The sequence below is a fragment of the Ruegeria sp. J8 genome (assembly GCF_056531925.1).
This window is the reverse complement of record NZ_JBQFMR010000004.1, coordinates 321,620-339,553: the sequence shown is the minus strand read 5'-3', so window position 1 is coordinate 339,553 and position 17,934 is coordinate 321,620. Positions and strand designations below refer to the sequence as shown.

Sequence of the window (17,934 nt, the reverse complement as noted above, 5' to 3'; positions counted from 1 at the left end):
GTCTCTTTCGTTGGGGTCATTTGATGTCGGCCTCGGCGTCGTTCACCCTGTCCAGAATGCCGACAAGGCGTGCCACAAAGATAGACAGAGTCAGCCCAAGCGACAGCGGCATAAGCGCCATCCAAGGGTAAAGCAGAATGCGCGTGGTTTCTGTTTTAAGGTTGCGCTTGAAGGCGAATTCGAACCAAGGAATAGTTTCGACGATCAACCACAGGAAAAAAACGATACCGACCAGAAGGGCGGCGATCTGTATTGCGACATGCAGTCGACCTTTCAGAAAATCCGCCAACAGTGCCACACGCACATGTTTGGCCCGCAACGTCACCATCGGCAGACCTAGAAACAACGAAACGCTGAGCAATAGGCCGACCACTTCTTCGGTGATGTGCAGCGGCGTATTGGCAAATTTGCGCATCAATACGCTGGTGACAATGATGCCGACAATGGCGATCATTCCGAGGGCCGCAGAAACGGCGCACGCAAGGGCCAGACGGTCCAGCCCCCGCGCGATAATGTTTCCCGGACTAAGCGCCATTTTGACGTCAGCGGCCCAGGGCGGTCAGGACACGCTCACGATAGGCAGGGGCGTTGCCGCCAGCTTCTTCCGCGAGTTCAGCCCAGATTTCGGTGACGTTCGACACAAACAGATCGCGGTCTTCCTGCGAGAAATCTTCTCCCCAGGTGACACCATCTGCGACCAGCTGCTCACGTGCGGCCAGCTCGCGTTCGAAATCGTCCTCGTATTGATTGGTACGCTCCCACAAGGCTTCTGCGGCGGTCGCAATTGCCGCCTTGGTGGCGTCATCCGTAGCGTCCCATTTGTCGGTTGCGACCCCGATCACATAGGGGCCGGACGCCATCGGATACAGGAACGAAGCATATTTGGCGACCTCCTGCAAAGACACTGTGTGTGCGTAAAGCGCAGGATAAAGTGCACAATCGACCACGCCGGTTTTCAGCGCCACATACATCTCTTCCTGTGGAATGATCTGCGCGGCGACCCCAAGGCGTGTGAAGGTTTCAACCTGATCGCGAGCCCAGACGCGCAGCTTTTTCGATTTCAGAGCGTCAATGGTGCGCACCGGCTCATCCCGGCAGAAGACCGACACAGATAGCATCGGGATCGGCACATACCCAACCGAGGTCACGCCCCAATCGGTAAACTCTTCCTGATAAATCTCGCGCACTGTCGGGATCGCCTTTTCGAATTCCTCGATCGAGCCAATGGTGCCTTGAACCACAACTGAACTGAGCGCTGGCGCGTCACGTCCCAGATAGTTCGCCCAGATCAGGCTCATCTCGACCGCACCCTTTGGCAGGAACCGCAGGGTGTCCGTGTTCGGAAGACCCAGCGATCCGCCGCTATAAAGCTTCAGCTTATTCTCACCTTCATGGGCCGCATTGACCTCTTCGACAAAGCGTTCCAGCTCTGCCGTTTCTGGGCGGGTTTCGGGTAGAAAATTGTTGAATCGCCATTCTTCCGCATTGCCTGCGGCAATGGCTGAAATGAAAGCAGCCGCGCTCAATGCGGCGGTTTGAACAATTCTCTTCATGGTGTTCCCTCCTGAAGCACTGAATATCTGGCTCTTGACGAAGCTCTTTGTGTATTAGTCTTGCTCTTCAACTTATTAGGTCGCGTAAAATCATTGACTTGGGGCGCATAGGCCGTGGGCCAGACCCACCAAATGAAAGCATAGAAAGAGCAGGGAAGGTTGCAAGTGATACCTGAGCCGCGACCTCAGCGCACTTCTGTCGGAACTTGTTGGCTTTCGTACAACCGGTTCAGAGGCCCCTCTGCTTTAACCCAACCGATCCAAATCGGATCTTCGTCTTTCGGTCCTGCTATCGGTACGTGGGCTATTGGCACGAGCGTCGTTTGACAGAAGTTCCTGATGATTAAGTCGTCTTCGACCTGATGTGCTGATCCTAAGGACATGTCGGCCTGAAAGCGGTCGATTTCTTCAAAAGGGTCAGACAAATCCCAAGTCAATGTCGGGAAAGGCGTTCCAATGCTCGTCAATGCCCGGTCAAGTCTTACGAATGCGAGAAATCGATGTCGGCTGATTTCGGTTTGGTCACTAAACTTATTTCGAAAACCATATTTGACGGCTGAATTTCTGGCGCCCTTCAGTTTGTCTGCGGATAGCTGATGATAGACAGATAGCGAAGGGGCAACGTGACCAGACGCTCGGGGCCGTGTGGCGCATCAGCCTCGAAAAACAGCGTGTCGCCGGGTTTCAGCGGATAGACCTGATCACCGTGACGGTAGTCAACCTCGCCTTCCAGCATATAGATCGTCTCAATTCCGCTGTGCTGAAAGGTCGGAAAGGTGTCGGATTCAGCGGTCAGAGTGATCAGATAGGGCTCGACGATCACGCCTGACGTGTTGGCGCCTATGGTGCCCAGCAGGTTGTATTGATGGTTAGCGCGGGTGCCCTCTCGCTCCTGCTCGACCCCTTGCCCTGCTTTGGTGTGAACGGCCAGCCGTCGTTCTTCGAACCGACGGAAAAAACTGGTCAGTGGAACCGACAGTGCATCCGCCAGCGCCTGAAGCGTCGTCAAAGAAGGCGATGTATTCCCGTTTTCGATTTTCGACACCATTCCGATCGACAGCCCGGTCATCTGCGCAAGATCTGCAACAGTGATGTTCTGCTGTTTGCGAAAGGCGTGAACTTCTCGGCCGATGGCGACTTCAAGAACCTTTTCTCGATCACTTGAACTTACGGAATGCGGGTCTTGGGTCAGTTTTGCCACCTGTTTCCTTCCGCTTCGATTCGCAGTTTGCCCGTTCATGCGGTCTTTCTTGGCAGCGAAGTTATCCTACCATGAGGAAAATGAAAGCGCTTTCGCCTTAGGAATCTGCCTAGACGTATTTTCGCATAGGGAAAAAAATTTTCTTAAGGGTAGATTTCCCTGAGGGACGTGGTTTAGGGTATCGGCAACACAACAAGAGAAGGTCTCAGACGATGTGCGGGATTGTGGGGTTGTTTCTCAAAGACCAAACGCTCGAGCCCAGACTGGGTTCAATGCTGACCGATATGCTGATCACCATGACCGATCGCGGCCCCGACAGTGCCGGTATCGCAATCTATGGTTCCCAGTCGGCAGGCCAAGCAAAGATGACGGTGCAGTCGGATGACCCTGATGCCGATTTCGCAACTCTCGCTTCAGATCTGAGTGCGGCGGTAGGAACTGAAGTCAATTTGCGTGCCAATGACACGCATGCGGTGCTGTCGATGCAGGCTGACAAGGTCGATACTGCGCGGCAGGCGATCCGTGAGATGCGCCCCGCCATGCGCGTCATGTCGGATGGTGATGCGATTGAAATCTACAAAGAAGTTGGTCTGCCAAAGGACGTGGCGGCTCGTTTCTCGCTGTCGTCGATGCATGGCAGCCACGGGATCGGGCATACGCGCATGGCCACCGAATCCGCCGTCACCACTGAAGGCGCCCATCCATTCTCAACCGGCGGCGATCAGTGTCTGGTGCATAACGGCTCGTTGTCAAACCACAACGCGCTGCGCCGCAAGCTGATGCGCGAAGGGGTGCGGATTGAATCGATGAACGATACCGAGGTCGGCGCCGCCTATCTGACGTGGAAGATGCAGAATGGGGCAACACTGGGTGAGGCGCTGGAAAGCTGCCTTGGGGATCTGGACGGGTTCTTCACCTTTGTGGTCGGCACCAAGGACGGGTTTGGCGTGGTGCGGGACCCGATTGCCTGCAAACCGGCGGTGATGGCCGAGACCGATCAATACGTGGCTTTCGGCAGCGAGTACCGCGCGCTGGTCAACCTGCCGGGTATTGAGGACGCCCGCGTTTGGGAACCCGAACCCGCCACCGTCTATTTCTGGAGCCACTAAAATGCAGAGCTATGACGTCGCAGAACAGGGCCTGCGCGGGCTGAACGCTGCCCTTCAGGCCCAAAGCACCGAGACGAACCAGACCCAGTGGGAGGTTCAGAACCCAAAGGGCAGCCATGCCATCGCTGTCGGTCTGGATGCCCCAATTGAGGTCACGGTCAAGGGTTCGACCGGCTATTACTGCGCTGGGATGAACAAACAGGCGACGATCCGGGTTAAGGGCTCGGTCGGGCCGGGCGTGGCCGAGAATATGATGTCGGGCACCGTGATCGTCGAAGGTGACGCCAGTCAGTATGCCGGGGCCACGGGCCATGGCGGGTTGCTGGTGATCAAGGGCAATGCCAGTTCGCGCTGCGGGATTTCCATGAAAGGGATCGACATCGTGGTACATGGCAATATCGGCCACATGTCCGCCTTTATGGCGCAGGCCGGTACGCTGGTGGTCTGCGGTGATGCGGGCGATGCGTTGGGGGACTCCCTCTATGAGGCGCGGCTATTCGTGCGCGGCTCGGTCAAAAGTCTGGGTGCCGATTGCATCGAGAAAGAGATGAGACCCGAGCATCTGACCCTTCTGGCCGACCTGCTGGAGCGCGCAGGAGCAGATGCCAAGCCCGAAGAGTTCAAACGCTATGGCTCGGCCCGGCAGCTTTACAATTTCGATGTCGACAACGCGGCAGAATACTGAGGAAGACCGTAATGGACGATCACACACCACGCACGATGCCGATACAGTCTGCGACGTTTTCCAACCCGGTCAATGCGGAAATCCGGCGGGCGGCGGCAACGGGCATCTATGACATTCGTGGCGGCGGCGCGAAACGCAAGGTGCCGCATTTCGACGACCTGCTGTTTCTGGGCGCCTCGGTCAGCCGATACCCGCTGGAAGGCTATCGCGAACGCTGTGACACCTCGGTCACGTTGGGCACGCGCTTTGCCAAGAACCCGATCCAGCTGGATATCCCGATCACCATCGCGGGCATGAGCTTCGGCGCGCTGTCCGGCCCCGCGAAAGAGGCGCTGGGTCGCGGAGCGTCAGCTGTGGGTACGTCGACCACCACTGGCGATGGCGGCATGACACCCGAGGAGCGCGGGCATTCCAGCAAGCTGGTCTATCAGTACCTGCCCTCGCGCTATGGCATGAACCCCGACGATCTGCGCAAGGCCGATGCGATTGAGATTGTGGTGGGGCAAGGCGCCAAACCCGGCGGCGGTGGGATGCTGCTAGGCCAAAAGATCAGCGACCGCGTGGCCGAGATGCGGACCCTGCCCAAAGGGATCGACCAGCGCTCTGCTTGTCGTCACCCGGACTGGACCGGCCCGGATGATCTTGAGATCAAAATCCTCGAACTGCGCGAAATCACGGGTTGGCAGGTTCCAATCTACGTAAAGGTCGGCGCGACGCGCCCCTATTACGACACGGCGCTGGCGGTGAAAGCCGGGGCGGATGTGGTGGTGATGGATGGGATGCAGGGCGGAACAGCGGCCACGCAGGATGTGTTCATCGAACATGTGGGCATTCCGACGCTGGCCTGTATCCGCCCCGCCGTGCAGGCGTTGCAAGACTTGGGTGTGCATCGCGAGGTGCAGCTGGTGATCTCGGGCGGAATTCGCAATGGCGCGGATGTGGCCAAGGCGATGGCACTGGGCGCGGATGCGGTGGCTATCGGTACGGCGGCCTTGATCGCTTTGGGTGACAATGACCCGAAATGGGAGGCCGAGTATCAAAAGCTGGGCACTACCACCGGGGCTTATGACGACTGGCACGAGGGCCGCGATCCGGCCGGCATCACCACGCAAGACCCGGAACTGGCCGCGCGTCTTGACCCGGTCGAGGCCGGGCGGCGTCTGCGCAACTACCTCAAGGTCATGACGCTTGAGGCACAGACCATCGCGCGCGCCTGCGGCCACAATGATTTGCACAATCTGGAACCCGAAGACCTGTGCGCCCTGACGATGGAGGCCGCCGCCATGGCGCGCGTGCCTCTGGCGGGGACAGAGTGGTATCCGGGCAAGCCGGGGTTCTGAGACAAGTGGGCGCGACCCTGACCGGGGTCGCGCCTTTTCTTTTGGGTTCAACAGGGAAAGGAAAGCCGACCATGACGACAGATCTGGCTGCTTTCGCCAAGGAAAAAGGCGTCAAATACTTCATGATCTCGTTCACCGATCTGTTTGGTGGACAACGGGCCAAACTGGTCCCCGCACAAGCCATCGCCGAGATGCAGATCGAAGGCGCAGGCTTTGCCGGGTTCGCCACTTATCTGGACATGACCCCAGCGCACCCAGACATGTTGGCGGTGCCCGATCCGTCCTCGGTCATTCAGCTGCCTTGGAAGCCCGAGGTTGCGTGGGTCGCCGCCGACTGCGTGATGGAGGGCGAGGACGTCGCCCAAGCCCCGCGCAACGTTCTGCGCAGCCTAATCGACGAAGCCGCCGCCGAAGGGCTGCATGTCAAAACCGGGGTCGAGGCCGAGTTCTTTCTGCTGACCCCCGATGGAGAACAGATCAGCGATCCGTTCGATACCGCCGCCAAGCCCTGCTATGACCAGCAGGCGGTGATGCGCCGTTATGACGTGGTGCGCGAGATTTGCGACTATATGCTGGATCTGGGCTGGGGCCCGTATCAAAACGACCACGAGGACGCCAATGGCCAGTTCGAGATGAACTGGGAGTTTGACGATGTTCTGCGCACCGCCGACAAGCATTCCTTCTTCAAGTTCATGACCAAATCCGTGGCCGAGAAACACGGATTCCGCGCCAGCTTCATGCCCAAACCGGTCGAAGGGCTGACGGGCAATGGCTGCCACGCCCATATCTCGGTCTGGGATGCACCGGGGGCTGAGGCCAAGACCAACGTATTCGCGGGTGAGGGTGACGGCCCCACTGGAGAAGTGGGCCTAAGCGAGAAGGGCAAACATTTCCTTGGCGGGATCATGAAACATGCCAGCGCTTTGGCAGCGATCACCAACCCCACGGTGAACAGCTACAAACGCATCAACGCGCCGCGCACCATGTCGGGCGCGACCTGGGCACCCAATACCGTGACGTGGACGGGCAACAACCGCACCCATATGGTGCGCGTGCCCGGTCCGGGCCGGTTCGAGCTGCGCTTGGCAGACGGGGCTGCTAACCCCTATTTGCTGCAAGCGGTGATTATCGCGGCGGGGCTGTCAGGGCTGCGCTCCAAGGCCGATCCCGGCCCGCGCCATGACATTGATATGTATGCCGAGGGCCACACCGTCACCGATGCGCCGAAACTGCCGCTGAACATGCTGGACGCGCTGCGCGACTACGACAAAGACACGGAACTGAAGGCGATGATGGGCGATGAATTCTCATCCGCGTTCCTGAAGATGAAGCATCAGGAATGGAATTCGTTTGTGTCGCATTTCTCGCGCTGGGAAAAAGACAACACGTTGGATATCTGACCGGGCAGGGTGCCCTGTTCTGGCCCTGCTGTCGACGGGACAGGGGCCTTTGGTGTTGTCCGCCGCCTGCAACAGGCACCGCGATTCTTCGGATACCGCAGACCTCCTTTCGAAATTGGTAGAACGTGACCCGGCTGTCCTATGGCAGTCGGGTCACTCTTTAGTGAGAATGGTGCGAAATCGACAAAGTATTGGTCTAATTGCGACATAAACTTACTGATACTTCAATATAGCTTAACGAATTCGCAAAAAAATCTAGACAGAGTGATTATTTCGCAGTTCACTTCCTGACAGCCACATTGGCCACACACCCGCAGCCCACCTGCGATTTAGGTTTTGAAACTCTGCGTCAGGAACTTGAACGATGAATACGATCTCTTCGTTGCTTGAGTCTTTTTACGAAGAAACCACACCCAAACGGGGCTTGCCTGCGGCGGCCTATAAGGATGCGGAATTCTGGGAGGCCGAATGCGCCTCGGTCTTTACGCGCAACTGGGTTTGTGTCGGGTTTGCCCATGAATTGCAGGCTGCCGGGGATGCGGTGCCGGTCACGCTGGCCGGTCATCCGCTGCTTTTGGTCCGCAATATGGCGGGTGAAATCAGGGCGTTCCACAATATCTGCCGCCACCGCTGCCTGACGCTGGTAGATGCGCCTAAGAATGTGGGCAAGCTGATCCGCTGTCCCTATCACGCCTGGGCCTATGATCTGGACGGGAAACTGCGTGCCGCACCCCATTTCGGCGGTGTAAACAAGCATCAGGCCGAAGGGTTCGACGCGTCGCAAAACAGCCTTGTGCCGGTGCGCAGCCATGTTTGGAACGATTGGGTATTCGTCAATCTGGACGGCAACGCGCCGGATTTTGATGCCTATTCCGCCTCGATGCAGGCGCGTCTAGAGGGCATCGACTGGGATAAGGTCGACTGTATCGGAACGCTCGATTTCGGAGAGATCGCATGCAACTGGAAGTTCATCATGGAGAACTTCATCGAACCCTATCACGTGCAGTTCGTCCATGCCTCGACCACGGATCAGCCGCTTGCCGACCACTATACCATCGTTGACGGCAACTGCCTTGGCAGCGCGGTCGATCTGGATGAAGAGATCGGGACATCCGGCAGTCTGGGCGTCAGCTCGCGCTATCTGACGCTGTATCCCAACTTCATTCTGGGGCGGTATTTTCCCGACCAGATGGGGGTTTACCTGAACATTCCGACGGGTCCGGGGACGATGGTCCAGAAAAGGGCGCTGTATTCGACCGAAGGTCAAACCCTGACGCCCGACGTGATCGAAGGCCTCAAAAAGCTGTGGTGGGACGTGCACAAGGAAGATCACGAGATGACCGAGCGGCTGCAACTGGGTCGGTCCTCGACCGTTTCCGAGGCCGGGGGCGTGTTGTCGCCCGCCTGGGAAGACAGCGTGCGCGCCTTTCAGGAACTGGTGGCGCAGGATGTGACCACACTCGAAAAACACTGAATTGAGGAGACCAAAGTGAGCGAGAATATCAGCAGCGGATTCCGTTTGGCGCATACCATGATGCGAGTGATGGACATGGAGAAGTCGCTGGAATTTTACTGCGGCATTCTGGGCATGCAGGTCCTGCGACGCACCGATTACCCCGAGGGCAAATTCACCAACACCTTCATCGGCTACGGCCCCGAGGCTGAGTTCCCGACGTTGGAGCTGACGGCGAACTGGGATCAGGAAGACCCCTATGAAAAGGGCAATGGCTGGGGCCACATCTGCATCGAGACACCGGATGTCTATAAGGCCTGCGAAGAACTGGCGGCCGCAGGCGTGAATATCACTCGCCCGGCCGGTCCGATGAAGAACGGCACCCGCGTCATTGCGTTCTGCGAGGACCCGGACGGCTACAAGGTCGAGCTGAACGAAAGCATTCTGAAACATCTGGCCAAGGAAGGGGCGTGACCCATGGGAAATGCACCAAAACTTATGAAATGGGATTTAGTCGAGGATCGCTATAACGCGATCGGTGAAAGCGACAGCGACACCTATATCAAGCCCATGGTCACAAGCGAATTCAGCAAGACCATGTGCGGTGGGATCAATGTTCTCAAGAACATCAAGGTGCCGTGGGATCTGACCTGTGATGAGATCATCTATGTGCTGGAAGGCACCTTCCGGCTGGTGTGCGACGGCGAAACCTATATCTGCAACCGCGGCGACGTGCTGTATATCCCCAAGGACAATCACATCTCGTATGAGGCGGACGCACGCTGTGTGATCTTCTATGCCGCCTATCCCCATAACTGGAAGCAACTGGCCGGTATCACGCAAGTGCCCGGCATCGACCCCGACGACTTTGTGCCCGGCTAATTGCCGGGGCCCCGGCCCGCTGACAGGAGGAGGCCCAGATGCCAAAAGATAATCCCACTGCCAAAATCTACTACGACAGCTTTCACGACGCGGTCGAACGCAACCGGCCCAAGATCCCCGAGGTGAAAAAGCGCCTTGAGGATGCGGGTGTCAAATATGTGATGGGGGCATGGATCGACCTGCACGGCATCCCAAAGACCAAACCCGTTCCCATGAGTGATTTTGAGGCGCTATGTCTGGGCAAGGGGCCGCAATTCGCCGTGCACTCGATCTCTTACGTCCCCGAGCTGAGCCCCGCCGACAGCGATCAAGTAGTGGTTCCCGATTTGGACGCGGTCTATGTCTGCCCGTGGGACACATCGATGGCGATCATATTCTCGGACCTCTACTGGGAGGACGCACCGTACAACGTCTGCCCCCGTCAGGCCCTGAAACGCGCCATCCATGAGGCCGCGCAGGAAGGTTACATTGGTTATGCCGGGGTCGAGCCCGAGTTCATCGTGATGAAATACGATGAAAACGGTCAGCCTGTGAAAGCCTTCGACGACGACCCGGCACAGGGCCTGCGCCCGCGCCGTCAGGCCTTTGGCTATGACGTGGAATATTCGGTGGATTCGATGCCCTTCCTCAAGGACATGATCGATATTATCGAAGGGCTGGGCTGGAACCTGCACGACGTGGTGGCCGAGGGTGCTTATTCCCAGTTTGAGCTGGATTTCCACTATACCAACATGCTGGAAATGTCCGATCGGCTGGCTTTTCTGCGCATTGTTTTGAAAGAAGTTGCCAAGAAGCATGGCTGCTTCGTGACCTTTATGCCCAAGCCGACAGTGGGCGATTGGCGTTCGGGCGCGCATATCAACATGTCGATGCAGCATGAAAGCCGACCCGGTGAAAATATCTTTGAAACCTCCGAAGGCGACTGGTCGGATGAAAGCCGTTGGGCCGTGGGCGGCCTGATGCAGCACGCCGAGGCGATCACTGCCATCACCTGTCCGACGGTGAATTCGTATAACGGTCTGGTCCCGCGCGTGGGTGGGTTCGAGGGTGGCACCGTGACCTGGGCGCCGACCAATATCACCTTTGGGTTCAACAACCGCTCAGCCCAGTTCCGTCTGCCGCAAAGCCGCCACTGCATCGAAAACCGTGCCTGCGATATGACCATGAATGTCTATCTGGCGATGGCGATGCATCTGAGCTGCGCGGTGAAGGGTATCAAGAACAAGATCAATCCGGGCAAGCCCACGGATTTCGACCTGTATTCCAAAACAGAAAGCGAACTGGCTGAACTTGGCATTCGACGCCTGCCGCGTACTTTGTGGAACGCCATTCAGGCGCTGCGTGGTGACGACATGGCCGCGCATGTGATGGGACCGGTGATGCGCAACTCGTATCTGGAATACAAAAACGACGAGTGGGAGCGATACCACCAATCCGTCACGGATTGGGAAGTGCAGGAATACCTGCGGCTCTATTGATTTCCACCTCGGACGGCCCTGGGGTCGCTCGGGTCCAACAGCCAGAGGCGGGCATGACGCAAGACTATCAGATCCTTGAGCTAGGCGATTTTCCACTGTTGTCCGGCGCGGTGTTGCGGGATGCGAAGCTGGCCTATCAGACTTATGGCACGCTTGCGCCCGAACGTGACAATGTGATCGTTCTGCCCACCTTCTACACCGGCACCAATTCCCGAAACGAGGGGTTTTTCGGCCCGGGTCGCGCGATTGACCCGGCGCGGCATTTCATCGTCAGCCCGAACCTGTTTGGCAACGGGCGATCTTCGTCCCCGACGAACACGCTCGCACCACAGGACGGGCCGCGTTTTCCGCTGGTTCAGATGTGGGACAATATCGCGGCGCAGCACCGGCTGATCCATGACCATCTCGGCATCGACCGGATTGCGCTGGTGGCCGGTTGGTCAATGGCCGGATGCCAGTCCTATCAATGGGCGGCACAATACCCCGACATGGTGCAGGCGATCTTGCCGTTTTGCGCCTCGGCCCGGACCTCGCCGCATAACTTCGTCTTTCTCGAAGGGGTGAAGGCCGCGCTCTGTGCTGATCAGGCATGGAACGGGGGCGACTATGACAGCCCGCCGATCGCCGGACTGAAAGCTTTTGGCCGTGTCTATGCGGGCTGGGCGTTCTCGCAGACCTTCTACCGCGAGAGACTGTATAAACAGCTGGGGTTCGACACGATCGAAGATCTGCTGCTGGATTGGGAGATTGATCATGTCGACGGTTGGGATGCCAACAATCTGCTGGCCAAGCTGGCCACGTGGCAAGCGGGTGATATCGCGGCAGGGTCATTGTATAGCGGCGATTTCAAGGCCGCGTTGGGCGCCATCAAGGCCCGCGCCATCCTGATGCCCTGCACGCAGGACCTGTATTTCCCGCCCGAAGACAACGAGATCGAGGCCCGACACATGCCAAACGCCCGTTTCTGCCCATATGACTCGCCCTGGGGCCATTGCGCGGCCAATCCTGGCAACGATGCCGGTTTTACGGCGGCTTTGGATGACAATATCCGCGCGCTTTTGCAGCAATAGGCGCGGGCAGGATGCATCGGACCGGAAATCGGTTTGCTGTCCCGGCGGGTTGGACCTTATGATCGGGGTTCACAAAACGGGCCGCTGGGCCGACAGACACAAGAAGGACGCGCTGTGAACTTATCGCGCAAACCAGAAGCGGACAGACCCTTGCGTCAGCGCAGCACGCATTCGGTGGATGAGCGTCTGAACAGTGAGATCGTCCGTATGCTTGAGCTGGACGGGCGGATGGCGTTTTCCGAGATTGCCCAGAAGCTGGACGTGTCCGAGGGAACGGTGCGCAATCGCGTCAACGCGATGAAAGAGGCGGGCCTGCTGCGGATCGTGGCCATCGCGGACCCGACCGCCACGGAATACAAGGCTGATGCAATGATCTGTCTGAAGGTGGCGCCGGGCACGACACCGCAAGCGGTGGCAACGCGTCTGGGCGCCGTTTCCAGTGTTGTCTATATCCTGTGGGTCACGGGGCGGTTCGATCTGATGGTGGAACTGGTCTGCGACGAGCCGGACGATTTGGCGACCTTCCTTGAAGACCATATACATGGGGTCGAGGACATCGTGGATTCAGAAGTGATGCTGGGCCTCAGAAACTTCAAGAACCAATTCCTGCTCAAGCGAAACTGGGAACAGCGGACCAACAACTAAGGCCTCGGATAGCAGTGTCCATTCCACGACTGGCACCGCCTCGGACCGCCTTTGGCTTCAGTGGTCGTATCTGACCAACTATGCGGACTTTGTTCTGCGGGGCTCCTGCCTAGGGGCCAGGGCTGATCTGCTTGTCCGGTACTATGGCGGAAGCTACAGTCATCGGGCAGTGCGTAAATGGGAAGACGGGAATGCCAGTTCAAACCGGTTACTTACTAATCGCCGATATTACCGGGTATACCGGATATCTGACGCGGTCAGAGTTGGAGCACGCCAACCCGATCATACGGTCTTTACTTGAGGCGATTGTTATTGAGCTGAAAGACCCGATGAAACTGCGGGGCCTTGAAGGGGACGCTGTTCTTGCCTATTCCAGCGGGCCGTTCCCATCTGGCGAAACGTTCCTCAACATATGCGAAAGCCTGTATCGAGCGTTCGCCGAACGCCGCCGGAACATCGTGCAGAACACGACTTGCCCTTGCAATGCATGCAGGAACGTCGCCGACCTTGATCTGAAAATCCTTGCGCATCACGGAAAGTTTGAAGAACTTTCGATCGGTCCGATGAAGGATATCTCGGGTGCCGATGTCATACTTGTCCATCGTATGGCGAAGACCGATGTCAAGGAGGAGACCGGGATACGCAGCTATGCGCTGTTCTCGGAAGACGCTTTTCAGGCGATGGGTATCACATCGGATCTCATGCAATATAGCGCTCAGTTCGAGCATTTTGGTGACGTGCCCATGCGGGTCTATGACCTTGCGGCAGCTTGGCAAAAATACCGAGAGATCGCCGGACCTGTGCGCGTGACCGATGAGGAGGCTGTATTCACAACCCGGCACATACTGAAGGCCCCGCCGGTGGTTGCCTGGGAAATGCTTACGGACCCCGCACTCAAGATGCGATGGATGATGTTGAGAGACGCCTATCGGGAAGGGGATGTGTCGCGTACGTCAGCCGGTGTCCGCCTGCACTGCATTCATGAGGCGGCTCACTTTCAGATGCTGATCGTCGATTGGAATCCATTCGAATATGTGACCGATATCCTCCACAATTCGTCCATCGAGGGCCTTACTAATCTAGAGACCTATGAACTGGCCCCGGTGGAAGAAGGGTCCGAGATTGTGTATCGGATGGGGCGGCTGACGGATGCCGACGGTAAACATCATCCTTCAGAGGAATCTGCGGTAATTGATCTGTTCGAAAAATTCTATCCGGTGGCGTTCGGTATTCTGGACGAAATGGCGTTGGAGTTTCATCGAGACAAACAAGAGTGACCCGTTTGGCGGTACTCCGGTCTAGGAGCGTTAGCCCGTTAAAATCTTGGCTTGATCGGTGAATGCCGAAGAGGTGAGCGTGGATCAAGGAAGACGCATGTCCTCGACCATTGCCGCTATGCTTGACCGGGGCTCTGTCTGCGCGCCTTTGCCGAGGGACTGCCTGATCATGGATGTGCTGAACACTGGCAATGTCTCTTTCGCCCGCTGAACCAGCTTTTGCGCCGTGTCATGATCCCCGCGCCGCGTCGCTGAAAGCGCAGCTATGGCTGCGGGATGCCAGACTTTGGTGTTTGCAAGTATCGCTTCGCGCGATCTTTCTTCTGCCGCCTCCAAGTCGCTTTCAACACCCCGGCAAACCAGCCCCGCTGCCTGCGTGGTCAGAAATGCCCAAACCAGAGGATCGTACGGGTATAGGCGTCGGGCTTTTTCTTCATGGGCAATCGTGGCGACAGGGTCTTTCGCAACGCCCAGTCTCAGCAGTAAAAATTTTTGGCGCGCCAACAGTGCCTGCGGCAGGGCATAGCCCGGATCTGCCTTGATGGCCGCTTCGAAAATAGGTTGTGACTCTGTCATCGCTTCGGGGTGGCGAGTGCAAAATGGTAAAATCGCGCTGACAAAGCTCCTAGGCTGAAAGGCTGTGGGTCGGTGCGCAGCGGGAAAGCATACGCTCATGCGCGCCAATCTCGGGCTCGACGCCCATGACGATGGCCCCGGTGAGTTGATCGAGAATGGCGAACAAATCGTCTGCCGGCCCATCCCAGTGGTTGGCTCAAACCTGTTCTTCGTCTTTTGCGCCGTTCAAACGCGACGAGACCCGCAAGCGGTTTCCACCCCGTCGAAAACGTCCTAGTGCAGCGGTGACATCTTCCACTAATGCGGACGCAAGAAACAATTGATCCGAGTCGTCCGTGTCAATCTCAAACGGCAACCCGGCGACACTGGTCACGTCGCGGCCGGTCTGAGCCACTGGAATGGCGTCGTCACCTACAACGTCTACGCTCTAGACTTCCAACGGATTTGGAATGTTCTTTACAGTTTGCAGCCCGAGTGACGTGAATTCAGCGTCCATGCGTCCATTCACCTGATCACGTACTTGGCGCGAGATACAGATGCCGCCAACGGGCGACAAACTCTCCAACCGAGCGGCTATGTTCACAGCGTCGCCCAATACGTCATCGCCATCTACTACGACGTCACCGAGGTTTATCCCGACACTAAACCGCAGACGGTGATCTTTTGGTTCGCCTACTTCCCGCGCGTGCATACTGTCCTGTATTTGCAGGCCGGCGCGTAGCGCGGCGACCGGAGACGCGAATTCGACCAGAATTCCGTCTCCCATGGTCTTGACGATCCGCCCTTGGCACCGCTCTAGGGTCGGTGGCCATGGCATTCATGGCCGCCAAGCGAAGCAATAGAACGCCGAATAGTGAAAACTGTTTGGCCTATTTGTTGTGCTCTGTTTCAGCAACGCGCGCGTTACAAGATTCCCTGCTAACCCCAACGAAAACCTGGCGGTGTCAGACCGGTCATGGGTCCGGTAGAGCCGGGATTGTCCGAAGGTACAGGACAATTGCCTGAAGATCATCTGAAGACATCTGGGCATAATGCGCGTACCCCATTGGGGGTCGCATTCGGCTGCCATCGGGCCGTACACCCGAAGCGATCATCATCTTTAACTCATCATCGCTATATTGGGCTAACCCATCCTCGTGCGATGTGATGTTTGGTGCAATGGAGACCCCCCACGGACCGTGAAAGGCAAAACCTCCGGCGCCAAGATGCGTGTCGAACATTGGTCCTTGTGGCCCAAAGGTAGTGTGGCATTCGATACAATGTGCAACTGGCCCGGCGAGGTATTCTCCGTACTCGACGCTTGGTCCAGCGGGCGGGGCCGTCACCGGGCCCACAGGCGGCCCATAGCTGGGCGGAAGGGGGAAGTTGTAGGTTGAAAAAGGCGTTTCATTCTTGCTCGCGGGGACGGTGCGCAGGAACATTACCATGGACATAACGTCATCGTCGCTAAGGCTGCGGTAAAGCCCGATGGGCATGGGCGGTCCGATGACAGAACCGTCCGGGCGGATGCCTTCCCGAATTGCGCGCACCAGGTCTGCGTCGCTCCAGTCTGCGATCCGGCTACCTGGCGTTATATTGACGGCCCAGGCCTCCATCATCTCGTTCTTTTCGACCAACATTCCGCCGAACTCATTGGACATGTCCGGGCCGTTGGGGCCCTGCGGTGTATGACAATTTCCGCATGCAGCTGGCCCTCGTACAAGGTACTCACCGCGTTCGATACTCGGCTCAGCCATCGCGACCAGCGGCAGAAGGATTGGGGTCAAAAACAAACCTATGCATTTCATTTTTCGTACTCCCATCTCGCGTGAAAAAAGGACCCGCTTCAGGTCGGAGCATGATCCGGCGCGAGAATTGTCATGCCGATTCTATCTGCCAAAGCTACGATTGCTGGGATGTCTGGCGGGCCGTCGGGTTCAGGAATTTCTGTCGTGCCGTCCGGCATTGCTTCACCCGCTTCGGTGAAGAATGTGTCATGCATTGCGCCGGGCGCGTTGATGCACAGCAAACGACCTGCTTGGGGCCCCTTACATGTGAACGCGTGAACCGCTCCATCGGGTACTTTCACAAAATCACCTGCGCGAACGCCAAGCGTCTGCCCATCGACCATAAATTCGAACTCGCCTTCCAAAACAAAGAAGCTCTCTTCCTCTCCGGCATGATGGTTTGGAGGCGCGCCTGCTCCGGGCGCAGTCTTGATTTCGACGATTGCGTATTTGTCCCCGGTCTCCGCAGGGAACGCGTGAAAGGTCAAGAGATTGCCGAAAAGGTGATAAATGCGCGGGCGAGTCTGTTCCACGTTGAAGATTCCCTTTACTAAAATCAAAGTGAGTTTATGATACATACATCTCTTTATAAGACAAGTGTAACATTTAGGAACTTGAATATTGGCACCACGAACCAATCAGAAAAACCGGACCCGAGAGGCGTTGCTGGAAGCGGCGCGCGACATCATGGCCGAGGGTACAGAGGTAACTCTTGCGAAAGTTGCGGATCGTGCGAAAACCAGCCGTGCGACCGTGTACAGGTATTTTTCGGACCCCGGAGTTTTGGCGCTTGATGCGACGTTGGATTTCGAGGTTTTGCCGACTTCGCGCCTATTGGAAGATCTCGCTGACGTACGAAGTCGTGTGCAAAAGGTTGCGCAATATTACTTGGATTTCTCACGTGATCACGAAGCCTATTTCCGGCAGTTCCTGGCAGAGTCACTGAAGGCAGCTTTGGAGGACGCGCGCAGAAACATACGGGGGGCCCGACGCGTGGCTGCATTTGGCGAAGCGCTTGAACCTGTTCGTGGCCGAATGGATCCCTCAGACTTCGAGGATCTGAAAAAGCGGTTGGCGATGACGACAGGAATGGAGCAATTCATCATTTTGGAAGATATTCTGCGCGTTGATCAGCCAGAAGGTGACCGGCTTCTTTCGGGTCTGGTTGACGCCCTGTTGGATCGCTATTTGCCCCAAGAGAGCGCGCCGAATTGAGTTGCTCTAAGGGTGTGGACGTGAGACCGGCCTGACGCAGCGAACGCTGTTCGAAAAATCGTACGGGCTACGAACGTCGCTTGATCGGTTTGTAAAAAACAGCGAGATCTCGCCGGCTTCGCCTGTGGTCGTGCATGGGTCCCAATATCGAAGGTACCAGCGGCAAAACAGCAGTACCCATGCTCTTCTTCAAACAGGTGTTCCGACATTTGAGCCAAAGGCCCTTTACATAGAAGCCCCTCCCGCGACAACATGAGATAAATTTAAGCATTCGAATAACGGGA

At 57.2% G+C, this 17,934-nt stretch carries 20 protein-coding genes; 13 read left to right on the top strand and 7 right to left on the bottom strand.

What is annotated here, in order from left to right; all coding sequences use genetic code 11:
- Positions 1-16 precede the first annotated feature (16 nt).
- The 3 genes from ACR0L1_RS11245 to ACR0L1_RS11235 form a co-directional block, all read right to left on the bottom strand.
- Complete coding sequence (locus ACR0L1_RS11245; RefSeq protein ID WP_480503932.1) at positions 17-535, bottom strand: TRAP transporter small permease; 519 nt, start codon at positions 533-535, stop codon at positions 17-19.
- Between the two features lie 7 nt (positions 536-542).
- Positions 543-1,553, bottom strand: coding sequence for a TRAP transporter substrate-binding protein DctP (gene dctP, locus ACR0L1_RS11240; RefSeq protein WP_480858866.1), 1,011 nt, complete (start codon positions 1,551-1,553; stop codon positions 543-545).
- 574 nt (positions 1,554-2,127) lie between these two features.
- Positions 2,128-2,793, bottom strand: a complete 666-nt coding sequence (locus tag ACR0L1_RS11235) for a helix-turn-helix domain-containing protein (protein ID WP_170789334.1) — start codon at positions 2,791-2,793, stop codon at positions 2,128-2,130.
- 173 nt (positions 2,794-2,966) lie between these two features.
- Between ACR0L1_RS11235 and ACR0L1_RS11230 the strand changes: the two genes are divergently transcribed.
- The 11 genes from ACR0L1_RS11230 (at position 2,967) to ACR0L1_RS11180 (ending at position 14,093) form a co-directional block, all read left to right on the top strand.
- Positions 2,967-3,863, top strand: coding sequence for a class II glutamine amidotransferase (locus ACR0L1_RS11230; protein ID WP_480858863.1), 897 nt, complete (start codon positions 2,967-2,969; stop codon positions 3,861-3,863).
- A gap of 1 nt (position 3,864) precedes the next feature.
- On the top strand, positions 3,865-4,548 hold the full coding sequence (locus tag ACR0L1_RS11225; protein ID WP_480858861.1) for a protein GlxC: 684 nt from the start codon (positions 3,865-3,867) through the stop codon (positions 4,546-4,548).
- Between the two features lie 11 nt (positions 4,549-4,559).
- Positions 4,560-5,888 (top strand): FMN-binding glutamate synthase family protein, encoded by a 1,329-nt coding sequence (locus tag ACR0L1_RS11220; protein WP_480858859.1) that lies wholly within the window; start codon positions 4,560-4,562, stop codon positions 5,886-5,888.
- 71 nt (positions 5,889-5,959) lie between these two features.
- A complete protein-coding gene (gene glnT, locus ACR0L1_RS11215; RefSeq protein WP_480858857.1) occupies positions 5,960-7,288 on the top strand; it encodes a type III glutamate--ammonia ligase in 1,329 nt (442 codons plus the stop codon).
- A 364-nt stretch (positions 7,289-7,652) separates the two neighbouring features.
- Positions 7,653-8,762 carry an aromatic ring-hydroxylating oxygenase subunit alpha gene (locus ACR0L1_RS11210; RefSeq protein WP_480858856.1) on the top strand — a complete coding sequence of 370 codons (1,110 nt, stop codon included), beginning with the start codon at positions 7,653-7,655 and terminating at the stop codon, positions 8,760-8,762.
- 15 nt (positions 8,763-8,777) lie between these two features.
- Positions 8,778-9,215 carry a lactoylglutathione lyase gene (gloA, locus tag ACR0L1_RS11205; RefSeq protein WP_170771832.1) on the top strand — a complete coding sequence of 146 codons (438 nt, stop codon included), beginning with the start codon at positions 8,778-8,780 and terminating at the stop codon, positions 9,213-9,215.
- A 24-nt stretch (positions 9,216-9,239) separates the two neighbouring features.
- Positions 9,240-9,623, top strand: coding sequence for a cupin domain-containing protein (locus ACR0L1_RS11200; RefSeq protein WP_480858854.1), 384 nt, complete (start codon positions 9,240-9,242; stop codon positions 9,621-9,623).
- 38 nt (positions 9,624-9,661) lie between these two features.
- On the top strand, positions 9,662-11,101 hold the full coding sequence (locus ACR0L1_RS11195; protein ID WP_480858852.1) for a glutamine synthetase family protein: 1,440 nt from the start codon (positions 9,662-9,664) through the stop codon (positions 11,099-11,101).
- A 53-nt stretch (positions 11,102-11,154) separates the two neighbouring features.
- Positions 11,155-12,171 carry an alpha/beta fold hydrolase gene (locus ACR0L1_RS11190; RefSeq protein ID WP_480503925.1) on the top strand — a complete coding sequence of 339 codons (1,017 nt, stop codon included), beginning with the start codon at positions 11,155-11,157 and terminating at the stop codon, positions 12,169-12,171.
- A 150-nt stretch (positions 12,172-12,321) separates the two neighbouring features.
- Entirely contained in the window at positions 12,322-12,816 is a 495-nt protein-coding gene (locus tag ACR0L1_RS11185) for an Lrp/AsnC family transcriptional regulator (RefSeq protein ID WP_480503924.1), read from the top strand.
- 191 nt (positions 12,817-13,007) lie between these two features.
- Positions 13,008-14,093 (top strand): DUF2652 domain-containing protein, encoded by a 1,086-nt coding sequence (locus tag ACR0L1_RS11180; protein ID WP_480503923.1) that lies wholly within the window; start codon positions 13,008-13,010, stop codon positions 14,091-14,093.
- Positions 14,094-14,177: 84 nt separating this feature from the next.
- Here ACR0L1_RS11180 and ACR0L1_RS11175 read toward each other — a convergent pair whose 3' ends face one another.
- On the bottom strand, positions 14,178-14,669 hold the full coding sequence (locus ACR0L1_RS11175) for a hypothetical protein (protein WP_480858849.1): 492 nt from the start codon (positions 14,667-14,669) through the stop codon (positions 14,178-14,180).
- Positions 14,670-14,766: 97 nt separating this feature from the next.
- Here ACR0L1_RS11175 and ACR0L1_RS11170 point away from each other — a divergent pair, with 97 nt between their 5' ends.
- The gene (locus ACR0L1_RS11170) at positions 14,767-14,946 is read left to right on the top strand and encodes a hypothetical protein (RefSeq protein ID WP_170789323.1); all 180 of its coding nucleotides are present in this window, start codon (positions 14,767-14,769) and stop codon (positions 14,944-14,946) included.
- A 150-nt stretch (positions 14,947-15,096) separates the two neighbouring features.
- Here ACR0L1_RS11170 and ACR0L1_RS11165 read toward each other — a convergent pair whose 3' ends face one another.
- From ACR0L1_RS11165 to ACR0L1_RS11155, 3 genes are all read right to left on the bottom strand, one after another.
- Positions 15,097-15,486 carry an adenylate/guanylate cyclase domain-containing protein gene (locus ACR0L1_RS11165; RefSeq protein ID WP_170789322.1) on the bottom strand — a complete coding sequence of 130 codons (390 nt, stop codon included), beginning with the start codon at positions 15,484-15,486 and terminating at the stop codon, positions 15,097-15,099.
- Positions 15,487-15,622: 136 nt separating this feature from the next.
- Positions 15,623-16,435 (bottom strand): c-type cytochrome, encoded by an 813-nt coding sequence (locus tag ACR0L1_RS11160; RefSeq protein WP_480550857.1) that lies wholly within the window; start codon positions 16,433-16,435, stop codon positions 15,623-15,625.
- Positions 16,436-16,494: 59 nt separating this feature from the next.
- Positions 16,495-16,968 carry a cupin domain-containing protein gene (locus tag ACR0L1_RS11155; protein WP_480858847.1) on the bottom strand — a complete coding sequence of 158 codons (474 nt, stop codon included), beginning with the start codon at positions 16,966-16,968 and terminating at the stop codon, positions 16,495-16,497.
- Between the two features lie 88 nt (positions 16,969-17,056).
- Between ACR0L1_RS11155 and ACR0L1_RS11150 the strand changes: the two genes are divergently transcribed.
- Positions 17,057-17,650 carry a TetR/AcrR family transcriptional regulator gene (locus ACR0L1_RS11150; RefSeq protein WP_480503918.1) on the top strand — a complete coding sequence of 198 codons (594 nt, stop codon included), beginning with the start codon at positions 17,057-17,059 and terminating at the stop codon, positions 17,648-17,650.
- The last annotated feature ends 284 nt before the right edge of the window (positions 17,651-17,934 follow it).